This is a genomic window from Pseudoalteromonas sp. NZS100_1, assembly GCF_015864285.1.
Classification (GTDB): domain Bacteria; phylum Pseudomonadota; class Gammaproteobacteria; order Enterobacterales; family Alteromonadaceae; genus Pseudoalteromonas; species Pseudoalteromonas arctica.
In genome coordinates this window covers 42,169-54,818 of sequence record NZ_JADYXN010000003.1, presented here as the reverse complement: position 1 = coordinate 54,818, position 12,650 = coordinate 42,169, and the positions used below count along the sequence as shown (strand labels likewise).

The 12,650-nt window shown below is 39.6% G+C and carries 17 protein-coding genes and 4 tRNA genes; 7 read left to right on the top strand and 14 right to left on the bottom strand.

What is annotated here, in order from left to right:
- Positions 1-279: 279 nt before the first annotated feature.
- The 14 genes from I6F66_RS02760 to I6F66_RS02695 form a co-directional block, all read right to left on the bottom strand.
- Entirely contained in the window at positions 280-513 is a 234-nt protein-coding gene (locus tag I6F66_RS02760) for a hypothetical protein (protein WP_197208713.1), read from the bottom strand.
- A 219-nt stretch (positions 514-732) separates the two neighbouring features.
- On the bottom strand, positions 733-918 hold the full coding sequence (locus I6F66_RS02755) for a hypothetical protein (RefSeq protein ID WP_197208711.1): 186 nt from the start codon (positions 916-918) through the stop codon (positions 733-735).
- 128 nt (positions 919-1,046) lie between these two features.
- Entirely contained in the window at positions 1,047-1,400 is a 354-nt protein-coding gene (locus I6F66_RS02750) for a hypothetical protein (RefSeq protein ID WP_197208709.1), read from the bottom strand.
- Complete coding sequence (locus I6F66_RS02745; RefSeq protein WP_197208707.1) at positions 1,400-1,825, bottom strand: Mor transcription activator family protein; 426 nt, start codon at positions 1,823-1,825, stop codon at positions 1,400-1,402. The genes I6F66_RS02750 and I6F66_RS02745 overlap by 1 nt, the downstream gene beginning before the upstream one ends.
- Positions 1,818-2,285 carry a gp16 family protein gene (locus I6F66_RS02740; protein WP_197208706.1) on the bottom strand — a complete coding sequence of 156 codons (468 nt, stop codon included), beginning with the start codon at positions 2,283-2,285 and terminating at the stop codon, positions 1,818-1,820. Before I6F66_RS02740 ends, I6F66_RS02745 begins: the two co-directional genes overlap by 8 nt.
- Positions 2,278-2,457 (bottom strand): hypothetical protein, encoded by a 180-nt coding sequence (locus I6F66_RS02735; RefSeq protein WP_197208704.1) that lies wholly within the window; start codon positions 2,455-2,457, stop codon positions 2,278-2,280. The genes I6F66_RS02740 and I6F66_RS02735 overlap by 8 nt, the downstream gene beginning before the upstream one ends.
- A gap of 97 nt (positions 2,458-2,554) precedes the next feature.
- Positions 2,555-2,740 carry a hypothetical protein gene (locus I6F66_RS02730; RefSeq protein WP_197208702.1) on the bottom strand — a complete coding sequence of 62 codons (186 nt, stop codon included), beginning with the start codon at positions 2,738-2,740 and terminating at the stop codon, positions 2,555-2,557.
- A 10-nt stretch (positions 2,741-2,750) separates the two neighbouring features.
- Complete coding sequence (locus I6F66_RS02725; protein WP_197208701.1) at positions 2,751-3,353, bottom strand: DUF3164 family protein; 603 nt, start codon at positions 3,351-3,353, stop codon at positions 2,751-2,753.
- A gap of 6 nt (positions 3,354-3,359) precedes the next feature.
- Positions 3,360-3,566, bottom strand: a complete 207-nt coding sequence (locus tag I6F66_RS02720) for a hypothetical protein (protein ID WP_182693909.1) — start codon at positions 3,564-3,566, stop codon at positions 3,360-3,362.
- A 2-nt stretch (positions 3,567-3,568) separates the two neighbouring features.
- Positions 3,569-3,898, bottom strand: coding sequence for a LacI family DNA-binding transcriptional regulator (locus I6F66_RS02715; protein WP_197208699.1), 330 nt, complete (start codon positions 3,896-3,898; stop codon positions 3,569-3,571).
- A complete protein-coding gene (locus I6F66_RS02710; protein ID WP_197208697.1) occupies positions 3,885-4,487 on the bottom strand; it encodes a hypothetical protein in 603 nt (200 codons plus the stop codon). The genes I6F66_RS02715 and I6F66_RS02710 overlap by 14 nt, the downstream gene beginning before the upstream one ends.
- A 10-nt stretch (positions 4,488-4,497) precedes the next feature.
- Positions 4,498-5,205, bottom strand: coding sequence for an AAA family ATPase (locus tag I6F66_RS02705; RefSeq protein ID WP_197208695.1), 708 nt, complete (start codon positions 5,203-5,205; stop codon positions 4,498-4,500).
- Positions 5,206-5,219: 14 nt separating this feature from the next.
- A complete protein-coding gene (locus I6F66_RS02700) occupies positions 5,220-7,427 on the bottom strand; it encodes a DDE-type integrase/transposase/recombinase (RefSeq protein ID WP_197208693.1) in 2,208 nt (735 codons plus the stop codon).
- Positions 7,428-7,430: 3 nt separating this feature from the next.
- The gene (locus I6F66_RS02695; protein WP_182693691.1) at positions 7,431-7,697 is read right to left on the bottom strand and encodes a helix-turn-helix domain-containing protein; all 267 of its coding nucleotides are present in this window, start codon (positions 7,695-7,697) and stop codon (positions 7,431-7,433) included.
- 282 nt (positions 7,698-7,979) lie between these two features.
- Here I6F66_RS02695 and I6F66_RS02690 point away from each other — a divergent pair, with 282 nt between their 5' ends.
- From I6F66_RS02690 to I6F66_RS02660, 7 genes are all read left to right on the top strand, one after another.
- The gene (locus tag I6F66_RS02690) at positions 7,980-8,588 is read left to right on the top strand and encodes a helix-turn-helix domain-containing protein (RefSeq protein ID WP_197208691.1); all 609 of its coding nucleotides are present in this window, start codon (positions 7,980-7,982) and stop codon (positions 8,586-8,588) included.
- Between the two features lie 686 nt (positions 8,589-9,274).
- A tRNA-Asn gene (locus tag I6F66_RS02685) sits at positions 9,275-9,351 on the top strand.
- Between the two features lie 21 nt (positions 9,352-9,372).
- Positions 9,373-9,449: transfer RNA gene (locus I6F66_RS02680), tRNA-Asn, on the top strand.
- A 21-nt stretch (positions 9,450-9,470) separates the two neighbouring features.
- Positions 9,471-9,547: transfer RNA gene (locus I6F66_RS02675), tRNA-Asn, on the top strand.
- A gap of 21 nt (positions 9,548-9,568) precedes the next feature.
- A tRNA-Asn gene (locus I6F66_RS02670) sits at positions 9,569-9,645 on the top strand.
- Positions 9,646-9,793: 148 nt separating this feature from the next.
- Complete coding sequence (locus I6F66_RS02665; RefSeq protein ID WP_197208689.1) at positions 9,794-11,737, top strand: EAL domain-containing protein; 1,944 nt, start codon at positions 9,794-9,796, stop codon at positions 11,735-11,737.
- Positions 11,738-11,752: 15 nt separating this feature from the next.
- Positions 11,753-12,571 (top strand): ABC transporter substrate-binding protein, encoded by an 819-nt coding sequence (locus I6F66_RS02660; protein ID WP_165729532.1) that lies wholly within the window; start codon positions 11,753-11,755, stop codon positions 12,569-12,571.
- Positions 12,572-12,650 lie beyond the last annotated feature (79 nt).

Sequence of the window (12,650 nt, the reverse complement as noted above, 5' to 3'; positions counted from 1 at the left end):
TTGTAGCTTTAGCGGGTCACTGCATCTACAGGTTGTAATAGCACACGAATGGTTAAGTTCTTCATGTGTGCAAAAATACTTATGATGGAGGAAAGTATAAATAGTATTTAAGTTAGAAACAACAAGGGTTTATTACAGCAGGCTACAATATTAAATTAACAAAGGGAAGATGTGAATTTTATACATTTAGGCTTAAAAATTAAGGCTCTGACATCCTCAAAAACACGCAACGATACTGTAGTCAAGTTAAAAACCTAACTACAGGGCATGTGTTACATGTTATTTTAAAAAATTGCCAAACACCTCGTTATATACATGACCTTTTGTATTATAGTTTACTGCTGTAGTTTTCTCTCCAAAGTTAAAATTTGCACGTATGTCATATTGGTTGTTAGGTAATATATTAATACTATCGAAGGACATACCTTCTATATATTCGGGATGAGATCTCAATTGTAGATTAAGTAAGTCCAGTAATTGTTTTTCAGATACTTGTACACTTTGTTCAGTCATTTTCAAATCTCCATTCTGGAATGTTCAGGATTAGTAGGTGTTGCAACCATTTATCATATTAAATCAATATCAGCATTAGTGAAAATAGCAAGCTCAGATATTAATTATGACCGATGAGTAGAAATAAAACTTATATTGAACCTTAAGTAATTTCAAGGCTTAGCTCTATATCTAAGCCCTAAAATAGTAAAAAGCCGCTTTACGCGGCTTATCATTTTATTAATCAAGATTACTGAGATTTTGCTTCATTCGGTGGGCATTATCTGCGAGTACCGTTGCAATATCACTTAAGCCTATTGGTACATCATTGCTGTTGGGGAGACTTGCAAGCTCTGCAAATAAAGATAAGGTGACTTGAATGTTATGTAACTCATTTAATGCATGCTCTTTTAATTTGTTATCCATTACCTATTCCATAATAAACATTTACGTAATTATTGAGTAATTCAGCAGTTACGGAAGTACTTCAACGATTTCAGCCTCTAACTTAACTTAAAACGTAAATCGCGCAACTGATCAGGATTAACTACTGTTTATTGACGTAACTCCTTAATTTTTATCTGTAATTCAGAAATCCCCTTTAGTAATTCATTCGGTTTATGTATAAGCATGAATTCTAATTCGCCTGCCTTTACGCTCTCAAGCGCTACCGATACTTTAGCTATGAGCGGAGCGCCTACTTCATCTATAAATTTGTTTTCGTCTTGCATTACGTGCAGTTGTACTTGTATGTCTGTATGTTGCATTTGCAGTGTGCCCAATAGCACATAGTTGTTTGGGTGTTTACCCTCTAGCATATCAACTATTAGCGTATCTACGCACTCAACCGCCTCGGCAGCTACGTTTACGGCTTCACTAAATACGTTGCTCATCAATACTCTACTCATTAAAATAACCTCCGTTGGCGGCGCTCGGTTTCAACAGCTCGTTGACGTTGAACTATTTCAGCTATTCGTCGCTCTGTTAGTTTAAATTTATTACCTAGCTGCTCAATGTTATTACCTTTGTACTCTTGCCATATTTGTATATCGCGTAGTGCTGCTTTTAGGCGTTGGTCTGTTGGTATGTAAACATCACGCCCTCCAAAGTAGTGACCTATCGCAAGGGTGATAGCTTCACCTAAACCTCGAGGATCGTTTACGCCAGCTTTAGTAAGTTGTGACTCAATAAGCAACGCGAGCGATTGTAAGTTACTAGGCCAGCGCTTGCGTACCTCAGCTGCGTCTGCTGTAGATAGTTTGTTTAGGCAATCTTGCAGTTCTTCGATGCTCTCACCAAATAGCTCTGGTTGTTCCTCTTGTTGGTTAGCCATTATTACCTCGATGTTGCTCTTTTTGTAATGCGCGCTTTTGCCACTGCTTGAGTGATTCGAGTACTTTAAGCGCTTGTTGTTGGGTTAAAAAATGAGTATGAAAACTGACATTCTGACCTAGCTTATTACGATTTAAAACGCGATTAACGTAGCTATCTAGGGCGGTTTCTGAGCCATCACGCACAAAACTTTGTTTGTGCATGGTGATCCAAATTGCGCGAATTTTGTTTATTTCGCCTAGTTGCTTTGGATCTGATTTTGGGCTTAAACGGCGTTTAGCCTTTGTTTTAAACCCTGCTTTTTTAAAGTGTTCTAACACTTTGTTTAGCTCGGGCACACTCATTTGGCTGCATGACGTTTTACCCGATGCGCCTAGTAGTGCTGCGCGGTAGGTATCGTCGTCTAGCCCTAGTTGGCTTTTCGCTATATGAATTAGCTGTATTAGCTTTGCTTTAGCCATTTTTAAACTCTTCTAACTGCTCACGTAGGCTTAAATAGCTTTGGCCTATGTCGGTGGCTTCTTGATCTGTAAATACGCTGGTGTCTATTGCCAGTTTATGTGAGCACTCTAAAAATTTAACGAGTGCAACAAGTTGCTTTAGTTCTAATGTGGGTTGTATTAATAGGGCCATGTGACCTCCTTTTGTTGCTTTGTTTTTATCAAAGTGCTTTTAGTTTTAGATAAAGCACTTTGATAAAAAGCCGCATCCGTGCGCGCTTTTTGGTTACTTAATTAGCCTTTATGGTTGTGCCTATTGGTATTACTGGGTTTACGCTTACCAGTTGGCTTTGCACTACAAAGGTGATGTTTTGAAATACAAAGTTAAGATTTACTGGCTCTTTACTTTGGGCTACCTGGTTAACTATGTTTTGTAGCTCGCTGTGTTCGCTTACTTGAATTGTTATGCCTTCCATGAATTGCTCCTTACAGCTTGGCTATATCAAGTGAGATTGCGTGTTCTTGTTCACCTATGGTTTCGTAAAAACGAATAAAGCGGGTTGAGTCAATGACTTGAATTGCATCGGCTATGATGTCCATTGCACGCTGCCATTTACCGGTATCGTCAGTAATTTTAAGGCGACGTAAACCAAGCACTTTTTGCACGCTTACTTTGCCTTTTTTATCGGTGGCAAAGGTTTGCTCAATAATAAGTTTAAGGTTTTCGTTTGCGCCTTCGCTCCATTCGTTTAAGCATTCGTCTATTAATTCTTTGGCTACTAGTAGCTCGGGGCCAAGCTCTATGCTTTCTTGCACTTGTAGCGTTACTTTTTGTTGGTGATCAAAACTGCGTAGTGTGACGTTTCCTTTTTTACCGCCCATTTCTACTGCGTACTCTTGCGCTAGTAAGCCAAGGAACGCGTCGAACTCGCTAAATTGCTGCGCTTTAAATTCAGCCAGAGCTTTGCTTTGCTGTTTGGCTTTAGCTATTGCTGTTTGTACAAACTCATGGCGAATTATGTCGGCTGGGCGAATAGCCTTAACCGGTACTTGATGGCCTTTGTGGTTTATTAAAAACTCTTGTGGCATGGTGGTTTATCCTTCTATAAACATGATGATTTGACCGTGTAACTTGGCTGGGCGAACCTGGCGAGTTTGCCCGTTTTTAGTTTCAGTTATTACTGGTAAATGTGCTGGGGCTTGGCCTGCTACCTCGATTACATGGCAGCTAAAGCCTTTGTGCGAGCTGATTACTTGTAACCCTCTTTTTTGTAGTTCGATTAATGTGTTACGTAGTTGCATGGTTATTTACTCCCGCATAGTTTTGAGTTGGGGCAACCATTGCGGCATGCTTTATAAAGGGCGACGCGTATATGATTGGTTGCTGCGAATTTTCTGTTTTGGTGCTCAAGACATTGATTTACTGCTATATCGCCAAGGATTGGGCAATCAACTGTAAATGCCATATAAACGCCCTCTACACGCTGCTGTATTACGTGTGTAGAGGCTTTGTATTTATTGTTTAGTACCTGGCTTACAGTTGCTTTGCTCACGCCAAGTTTTTCTGCTACTCGGCGCATTCCTTGCCTTTCAACTTCGTCTTTTAAGACGTGTAACCAGTTATTGGTAATCATGCGCCTCTCCTAATGTTACGGGTGCTATTACATTGGCTTTGCGCTTTACTTCTTTGAACTTTACGAGCTTGTTTAGGTTGGTGTCGTATATACCTGAGGCCTTTGGTATTGGTCGCGTTGGGCCGGTGTTTTTAAGCAGTCGATAAATTGTTGCTTCACCCGCTCGCTCTATTATTGAGCCTGTACGCGGAGCTGATTTAGCAATAAATACATATCCTGCTTTTTTTAAAATTGAGATATATGAACGGGCCGAGGCTAACGACACATCGGATGTACTGGCCACTTGGCCCGCGTCAAATTCGTTGAGGATTCGCATTGATTGCCACATGCGCTGTCTCCCTGAGTTTTGTTTAGTGGCACCATCATTTATAGGCTGTTTAAACGGGTTGTATTCGCCCTTTAAAAGCGAATACGTAACCTCTTCTTGGTCTACATGCTCAGTAATTGCTTTTGCTACGACTAAGCGTTTAGCAAAGGTTTTTAGCTGGGCTAATGTGGTGTGCTCTATTGCATCGCGCACTTGCTGCAATGAGAATTTTTTTAAGATTCTCATTGCATCCCATGCATCTTTTAGTTGTGGGCGGCTCACTAAGTTTCTCCTACGCTTTTTTAAGGAAAAATTCTTTGCTGCCCCACTGCTGTAGGTCGATGCTTGTTAGCCCGTTTGCCAGCGCGAATGCTTCAACTTTTGAAAGCCCTGTAATGATGCGGCGCACTTCTCCGTCGGTATCGCTTAAGAGCTGTTTTAATAAGTCATCTTGAATCGTTAAGCTTGGTTCTATTACTGCACTTACTATTATTTGTAGGTCGTTGAATTGCAGTGGCTTGAACTCTAGCCATTCTGATATACGGTTAAAAAACTGGCGGTGGCGCTGTAATTTACGGCGTACTGATTCCATGCCGATAAGTACAACTGGGCAGTTAGTTAGATCGTGTATGTCGCGCACAATTTCGAGTGTGTTTTTGTCGTTTAGCAGGTAGTCGGCTTCGTCTATGAATAGCGGACGATTAGAGATTGCCATGTGCTCTATGATGTAATTAAGCATGGCCTCGCGGGTGTAAATGTCAGGACCGCTTAGCTCTTTAACTATTTGGCGTAATAGTTGGGCTAATGTCATGCCTGATGTGGCGCGTATATAGATACCGTCGCAGCGGTTTACCAACCATGCGGTTGCGGTGGTTTTACCTAGACCTGGATCGCCATAAATTAAACCTATCCCTGGTACACCATGTGCACGCTGGTTTAGCGCTTCGACCATCATTTGCGTTGCTACTACATTGCTTACAATTGCTATTTTAGTTTTCATGGGTTTTCCTTTTACTATTTATGTAATTGAGTTGGTGCAGCTGGGGCTGCGTTCATGTCGTTTAGTAGGTCATCTAGGCGCTTTGACGAGGCGCGATTTTGTTGTTCCCATATATTTAGCCACTGCGCATCTGCATCAATTAACTGTTTTGCTAGGCGCTGTTTTTTATGGAACATGGCTTTACTTTGTGGATTGTCGAATAGCGGCGTTGGGTTTACGTTTGCTATTGCGGTTTCTTCATCTAACTGCTTACGGCGCTTTTCAAATTCACTTAATTGCTCGTCGCTAAAGCCAACTGCTGGCTTGCTGTCGAGTGCTTTAATAGTTGATTGCGTTATGACGTTAGTGTGTTCAACCGACTGTTTAGGCAGTGTTGCAAGTGCTTTATTTTGGGTGGTGTAATGCCCGAGCACTTCGTTTGCTATGTCTGAAACGTTGACGCTTTTAGCGGTCTTTTTAAGCTCTTTTAGCTTGCGTGATGTTTCGGCTGATTGACTGCGTTTTGCATGTTGCGCAACGTCTTGGCGTGTCATGCCTGCTGACTCTATTTCGTGGTCTACTGCGATACAAATAAACTCGTTATTCATGCGATTGAATACGTAAATACGGCCTACGTTTTTAGGGTCCCATTTACATAGCACTTCATCGCCTACGATTGCGCCTAGCTCTGATGCTATATAGAAACCGCCACTCAGTTTTATGCCCTCTTTGCCTACCATGCGTAAACCGCGATTTGTAGGTATTGGCTGTAGCATTACATCAAGCAAACGCTCGTCTTTGATCACTTTGATTTGGTCGCTACTTGCTGCGAATAAATCGAACGGTGTTTTGTTACCTATGTTGCTGTGTGGCTTGTGGTGGTAACGGCTGTCAATCCAATTATCTACAAACTCTTGCAGCTGCTGCGCTGTTATGTTGATTTCGATAGCTGTTTTATCACCGCCCTGCTTTGCTAATAAGCGCTGTGCAAAGGTTTTTCGCGCTTCGATTGCTTGGCGTTCTGATACGTTGTGACCAACATAGCCTGTTAATAACTCTGCTATATCGTGCGAGAATGTTTTGAAAAAACGCTCTATGTAAGGCTTTTCTTCGCCTGAAAACGGGCGTGTTGTTTCGTGCTTTATGTCGAGCGCGTCGAACACACTTTTGATTTGTATTGAGGTGTAGTCTTTACCGTTATCTGTACGTGCTATTTCAGGGATACCCCAATCAAGTATTGCTTTACGGATAACTAAACAAATACCGGTGCTGTCACTTGTTGGGTGAATAACGACTTTTGCACGGCGACTAAATACGTCAATAATTCCGATTAATGAGTGACGGCCATCGGTTAGCATTACGTCTGATGGGGTTGAATCGAACTCCCATAATTGGTTTAGACGTTTTACGTTTTCGTCCATTTTACCCATGGCGCTCATATACTTGTTTTTCCAAGCATCTGGGTTTGCCATTTTGGTATAAAGTGCGCTGTTTTCGCGCTTCCAACGTGTTAGCCAATCGCGAATTGTGGTTTCAGCTGGTAGTGCTTTACCTACTTGGTAAAAGCGAGCGATTAAACCCTCTTTTATTTGTGTGGCTTTTACGTGTGGGTATTGGTAGATCATGGCTATGCAAAAATCGGCTAGCTCTTTGTCTGAATCGATGATTGATTTGCCTGTACGCTTTGGCTTTAAAGCAAGCCCAGCTATACCTTTTTCAGTAATGGTTTTTTGCCAGCGTATGAGTGAGTTACGCGACACTGATGGTATAAGTGCCTTGTACTCTACTGGGATGTCTAACATGCACTGGTTGTAGTGTTCACTAAAAAGCTTTAAGCCTGCAATCTTCCCTAGCTTGTTTAAAGCTATAAATGAATCGGCAGCCTCTAATATGCGCACTTTCGCATTTACTTTAGGATCTATGTTTTGCAATCCGGCCAAACTTTTAAGATTTGACTGGCGCTGTTGATTGATTAAATCTTTATTTAAGCAGCTCACTTTTTCATTAAGAGCTAAATATGATTCGCCGCTTTTAGATGCGGACGTATCTAAGGATTTAATAATAGCCTCTTCGATTTGTATACGTACGTATACAGGTAACTCACTGAGCGCGTATTTACGCACTTTCCCACCACGGCTTTTAACTTCGGTAAAAGGCCAGTTTTCATTTTTTGCTTTAATTTGAATGCTGCGTTTACTAAAAAGTAAGTAATCAGCAATTTGCTTAGCAGTGTAAAGTTCCATGACTTATGCCCCGTTCATCTTACGACGTCCGATCTTACGGTTTGGCTTGCCATCTTTACCGTAACGCTCTGGCCATATTTCACAGGCACTTACACCGATTACATCTGCAATGATTCTTTCAATAGCTGGGTATGGTCTATGCAGTGCGGTTTGCACTGCATTTGAGGTGTAACCACGACTAAAAGATAATTGGCGACATGACCAACCCTCATCTTCTAACGCAGCTTTTATGTCTGCTTTTGTCCAACCGAGGCATTCTATGCTATCCATTTGAGTTACCTTTTATGTATATTCTTGTATCCATGAACACAAGCATATACATACAATCGTATACATTCAAACTATAATTAACACGACCGTATACACAAATTGGTAAGGCATTGATATTTAGTAGTATTTATTTTTAACTGAAGGGGTTCGCAGTTCGCGCTTTTAAAGCGCGAAAGATCGCACTTGATAACATGGTTCGTGTTAATTTTTTATTTTGTATGCACGCGCTTGTGTGATTAAATACATGATAAGTCCATCATCCGAACACAGACCTAAAGAAACATGACTGCATTCAATGACTATTTAAAAGCGCTAAGAGAGCAAAAGTCCCTAGATATAGGCACTGTGGCTAAGCGTATTGGTGTGCATAGGCATACCCAATCAAATTATGAAGGCCATAGAGATCCTCCTATTGATTATTTGATTGAGTTTGCTGAGGTGGTTGATGTGCCATTTACCGACATTCTTAAGAAGCGCCTGGATGATTCAAAGGCTACAGAACAGGCAAAGAATAATGCCCTCGATTCACTAAACTCTGTGAAATCAAATGACAACACGCTTGATGATATTTACGCAAGAAATAACGATCTTTTGCAAGTTAAGCTGAGTGAAGTATCCCATACCTCTATCCCTGTGGATGCAACTGTATACATAGACACCAAGGATAAATCCATAGCGCCAGGTAGTATGTACGGTTTCCTCAGCCCAATGAATGGTTGCTACTTTGCTGCTAAACTGGCTATAACCGATACTAAGCTCAAGCTATTATTTGATAGTACCGAACGTAAAGATACTGAGTTTAATATTGAAGATGGAAGTACTGAATCGCACTATATTTTGAAGACTCTTGGATTATTGGGTAAAGTTGTCAAAGCAGAGATTGTTTTTTAGTTACCCATCTGTTCCCGCGTAGTAAAACAGGGTTTTAATTTTACCCATTTTATTCGCTCTTTCTTTTTCGCGCTTAATTTTTATTAAACTCCTCTTAAACCCTTATTTCTCCCACATATTCCCATGTATTCTTATCTATTCCCTATTACCCAGTTAGATCTGTCAGTTACATCACGCTAAAAACTGTAGCTCACCAATTTTTCTTCTTAACATAGTTGTACGTTAGGTATAAAAAACGTTTAATACAAAGTTAAGTTATTGATTGCTCTATTTTTGAACGGATAAAAAAAATACTCATTTTATACATAGTGATTAGATCACAATTTAGATCAAAAAATATTTCTGTGAATATACGCATAGATATATTTTTAGAAAATTAAAACAAAAACGAATTAAATACGAGAAATATCGCTAAGTAAAAAATGAGTTTTTATGTTTTTGAGTTGTTTTTTAATAACAAGCCACTTTAATACCGTGTTTAATTTAACCAATTTGAAGGCTCAGCAATAATAAAAGTCACATTGTTATTCTTAAATTTTTAAAAAAGTAACTTTAATAGAGCTATAAAACACGCAGATCGAACACAAAAACAACGAATAAACCTCTTTTTTCAATTTATGACTTTTATATGTTGACACTTTGCGGCGCGGTCATTAATATTTCGCCCCGTTGAAAGGCAAGACGCTTCCCCCTTAGCTCAGTTGGTTAGAGCGACGGACTGTTAATCCGCAGGTCCCCCGTTCGAGTCGGGGAGGGGGAGCCAAGTTTATGTTTATGATGTAGTTCCCCCTTAGCTCAGTTGGTTAGAGCGACGGACTGTTAATCCGCAGGTCCCCCGTTCGAGTCGGGGAGGGGGAGCCAAGTTTATGTTTATGATGTAGTTCCCCCTTAGCTCAGTTGGTTAGAGCGACGGACTGTTAATCCGCAGGTCCCCCGTTCGAGTCGGGGAGGGGGAGCCAAATTCATAATTATCATTTAGTTCCCCCTTAGCTCAGTTGGTTAGAGCGACGGACTGTTAATCCGCAGGTCCCCCGTTCGAGTCGGGGAGGGGGAGCCAATTCTAAGAATTTCATAGACATCTCAAGCTAATTCCACTACTCTTCCTTATATAACTAAAGCATTAGTTTATTCCTTAATGCGCTGTACTTAGTTTATTAATCAAGGACTTGATTCCTTCCCTTTTGAATTATTAAAAGACTGAAAACATGGCTGGATTTAAAAAACTTATTTTTATACAAATTATCTCTTGGTTATTGTGTGTTGCAGCAGGAAGCTACTTCATATCTATAAGCTTTGATACTGCGGTAAGTGATGCACAAAAAAGTGCGCAAACTACTGTTACTAAGTATATTAATGACCTTTCTTTAGACGATATTTCTGCTCAAAATTTAAAACAATCAATTGCAGATGGTAAAACGTTTTCAAGCTTCACTCTAAGAGATTACCAAGGGGCTGAAATATTTAGTATTAACCCCCCTACTCAATTACCAATGTTTACTGATTTTGTACTCTCTAACTTTAACTCAGTGCGCCCTCAATTTGCTGTAAATGACGCCTCAGATATAAAAGTTGAATTTGTACTTAACATTGAGCATTTAGCGTCGCAGCTACAAACCTCCCTTTTTATTGTTATTTTGATTTCTGCCATTTTAGTTATTATTCCAATAATTCTAATGAAATCTATTTTTTACCATTTAAATAAAAACATAAGTACAACAGTTGCTGACATTATCGATATTTATATCAATCAAAACCAAGTTGATAATGATTTAGAAACAGCACTAGATGGCACTCGATTGAAAAAAATGGGAAAAGATTTAGTACCTAGCTTTAATCGATTATCACATTTCTTAAAAAACAAAAACGAAGACATACAAAGCGCTGCTATGACTATTAAGCATGAAGCGTACAAAGATGTAATTACCTCGCTTGGTAATCGTAATATGTTTGTTGAGTACTACGAAAAAAATATTGAAAACACTGAGCAAAGTACATTTGGCTCTTTAGCTATGGTTCGTTGTAGCGAACTACAAGCTATAAACCAAAGCCGTGGTTATCAAAAAGGTGATGAGTACGTAAAAGGCGTTGCCGATATTATTAAGCACATAAGCGGCACTTACACTGGCAGCCAAATATTTAGATTAAACAGCTCTGACTTTGCTGTCGTACTACCCCACATTCCTTTAAAAGAAGCTGAGCGCTTTGGTGAAAACCTGCAATCGCGCTTCACGCAGTACCAACAAAACCAAGAGTTAAGCTCGGTAGCTAATACAGGTATTGTAGGTTACGAAAAAGGTAAGCCGTTAGGCGAATTGCTTTCTGTTGTTGATAACGCAATGAGTATGGCGCAATCAAAACAAGTAAACGCATGGCACGTACAACGCGAAACCGATTTAGTTAATAACGTAAGTGCGGGTTTTGGTAATCAAAACTGGCGTAAGGTTATTAAAGAAGTTATTGAATCTAAGCGTGTGCATTTGGTAATGCAAAACATTATGCCGCTTGGTAAAAGCATAAAAGCCTACGCTGAAGTACAAGTTCGATTTAAAACAGAAGACAATCAAGTACTGCCTACCGCTTCTTTTTTAGCGATGGCCGAAAAGCTTGATATGGCAATAGAAATTGATCGCCTGATCATAGACTCTTCTCTTGAAAAGGTTAAAAGCCGTAATTTATCTGAAAAGTTTTTTGGTTTAAACGTGACAGCTTCTAGTGCACACAACGATCAGTTTGTAATTTGGCTAGAGCGCCGATTATTGAAAGATACGCATATTGCATCTAAACTAGTATTTGAAGTAAGCGAGTTTGGTTTACAGCAAAACATCAAGGCTAGTAAGCGCTTTATCGACATGGTTCACCGTGTTGGCGCACGCGTTACAGTTGAACGTTTTGGTGTTGGCTTAACTTCGTTTAAGTTTTTCCGAGATTTAAAACCTGACTTTATTAAAATGGACGCAAGTTATACTCGCGGCCTCGAAGACGATAAAAACAATCAGTACTTTATGCGCTTAATGGTCGATTTAGCCCACCGCATTGGTGTTAGTGTATTTGCTGAGGGCGTTGAGAGCCAAGAAGAAAAGCACATTATAGAAACGTTGTGTTTAGATGGCGTTCAAGGTTATTACATAGAAAAACCTAAAGACATATAGTCTATTGGAGGCATCATGAAAAGAGTAATTACCTTTATTATACTTTTTATTATGCCTTTGAGTTTGTACGCAAACGCCCCGCAAAAAGAATTAGTTTTTAGCACTCATAACTATCCTCCATTTTCATTTGTTGATGAACACGATAATGCCGCTGGCCCCTTTGTTGATATACTTACCTTAGCGTGTAAACGCCTCAATTATAAATGTGAGTTTGTCAGCGTACCAAATCGTCGCTCTAAGCTCATGTTAAAAAACCTGCAAGCTCAAGGAAACTTTCCTATGGGCTGGAATCTTGACCGCAACGAATGGCTTTATTTTTCGATCCCGCTTATGAAAATGCAATATGGCTTTTTTCAACCTGAGGGTGCTAAAAAAACCATCAAAAGCCTCAATGATCTACAAAAAATGCAAATTGCTGTTTTTGGCCCTTCAAATGCATCTTTTCAACTAATCAAAATACAGCAACAAATGATTAAAGACGGATTGAGGGAATTTGATATTGTTTTACTCACCGATGCCAATGGCACGGGTGTAAAAATGATAGAAAACAATCGTATAGATGGGTACTTTGCCAATACTTTACAAGCACGCGCTAGGCTAAAACAATTTAACTTACATCATGTTAATTTGGCCTTTTTACAAAGCGAATCCCCCTATTTTATTGGTTTTAATAAAATTCAATTATCTCCTGAACAAATTGCCCTATTTAATAAAGCACTATTAGATTTATACCAAGAACACGATCAATTTAAAGATATTTTAAAGCCATATAATATCGATCCTATTCTAATTACACCTGAAATCTTAAGTCGCTTTAATATCATTACTGATTGAGTCGTTTATTTGCTTCTCATGTGTTGTTAATCGATAAAGAAAAAAGGATAATACCCACGTTTATTATAGCGTGAGGCAC

Bases quoted from the DNA above. Each gene is read 5' to 3' on its own strand.
- I6F66_RS02695 (WP_182693691.1), bottom strand. From the start codon at position 7,697: ATGGATAGCATAGAATGCCTCGGTTGGACAAAAGCAGACATAAAAGCT.
- I6F66_RS02725 (WP_197208701.1), bottom strand. From the start codon at position 3,353: ATGCCACAAGAGTTTTTAATAAACCACAAAGGCCATCAAGTACCGGTT.
- I6F66_RS02705 (WP_197208695.1), bottom strand. From the start codon at position 5,205: ATGAAAACTAAAATAGCAATTGTAAGCAATGTAGTAGCAACGCAAATG.
- I6F66_RS02735 (WP_197208704.1), bottom strand. From the start codon at position 2,457: ATGGCCCTATTAATACAACCCACATTAGAACTAAAGCAACTTGTTGCA.
- I6F66_RS02730 (WP_197208702.1), bottom strand. From the start codon at position 2,740: ATGGAAGGCATAACAATTCAAGTAAGCGAACACAGCGAGCTACAAAAC.
- I6F66_RS02700 (WP_197208693.1), bottom strand. From the start codon at position 7,427: ATGGAACTTTACACTGCTAAGCAAATTGCTGATTACTTACTTTTTAGT.
- I6F66_RS02720 (WP_182693909.1), bottom strand. From the start codon at position 3,566: ATGCAACTACGTAACACATTAATCGAACTACAAAAAAGAGGGTTACAA.
- I6F66_RS02755 (WP_197208711.1), bottom strand. From the start codon at position 918: ATGGATAACAAATTAAAAGAGCATGCATTAAATGAGTTACATAACATT.
- I6F66_RS02665 (WP_197208689.1), top strand. From the start codon at position 9,794: ATGGCTGGATTTAAAAAACTTATTTTTATACAAATTATCTCTTGGTTA.
- I6F66_RS02740 (WP_197208706.1), bottom strand. From the start codon at position 2,285: ATGGCTAAAGCAAAGCTAATACAGCTAATTCATATAGCGAAAAGCCAA.
- I6F66_RS02690 (WP_197208691.1), top strand. From the start codon at position 7,980: ATGACTGCATTCAATGACTATTTAAAAGCGCTAAGAGAGCAAAAGTCC.
- I6F66_RS02745 (WP_197208707.1), bottom strand. From the start codon at position 1,825: ATGGCTAACCAACAAGAGGAACAACCAGAGCTATTTGGTGAGAGCATC.
- I6F66_RS02660 (WP_165729532.1), top strand. From the start codon at position 11,753: ATGAAAAGAGTAATTACCTTTATTATACTTTTTATTATGCCTTTGAGT.
- I6F66_RS02715 (WP_197208699.1), bottom strand. From the start codon at position 3,898: ATGATTACCAATAACTGGTTACACGTCTTAAAAGACGAAGTTGAAAGG.
- I6F66_RS02750 (WP_197208709.1), bottom strand. From the start codon at position 1,400: ATGAGTAGAGTATTGATGAGCAACGTATTTAGTGAAGCCGTAAACGTA.
- I6F66_RS02760 (WP_197208713.1), bottom strand. From the start codon at position 513: ATGACTGAACAAAGTGTACAAGTATCTGAAAAACAATTACTGGACTTA.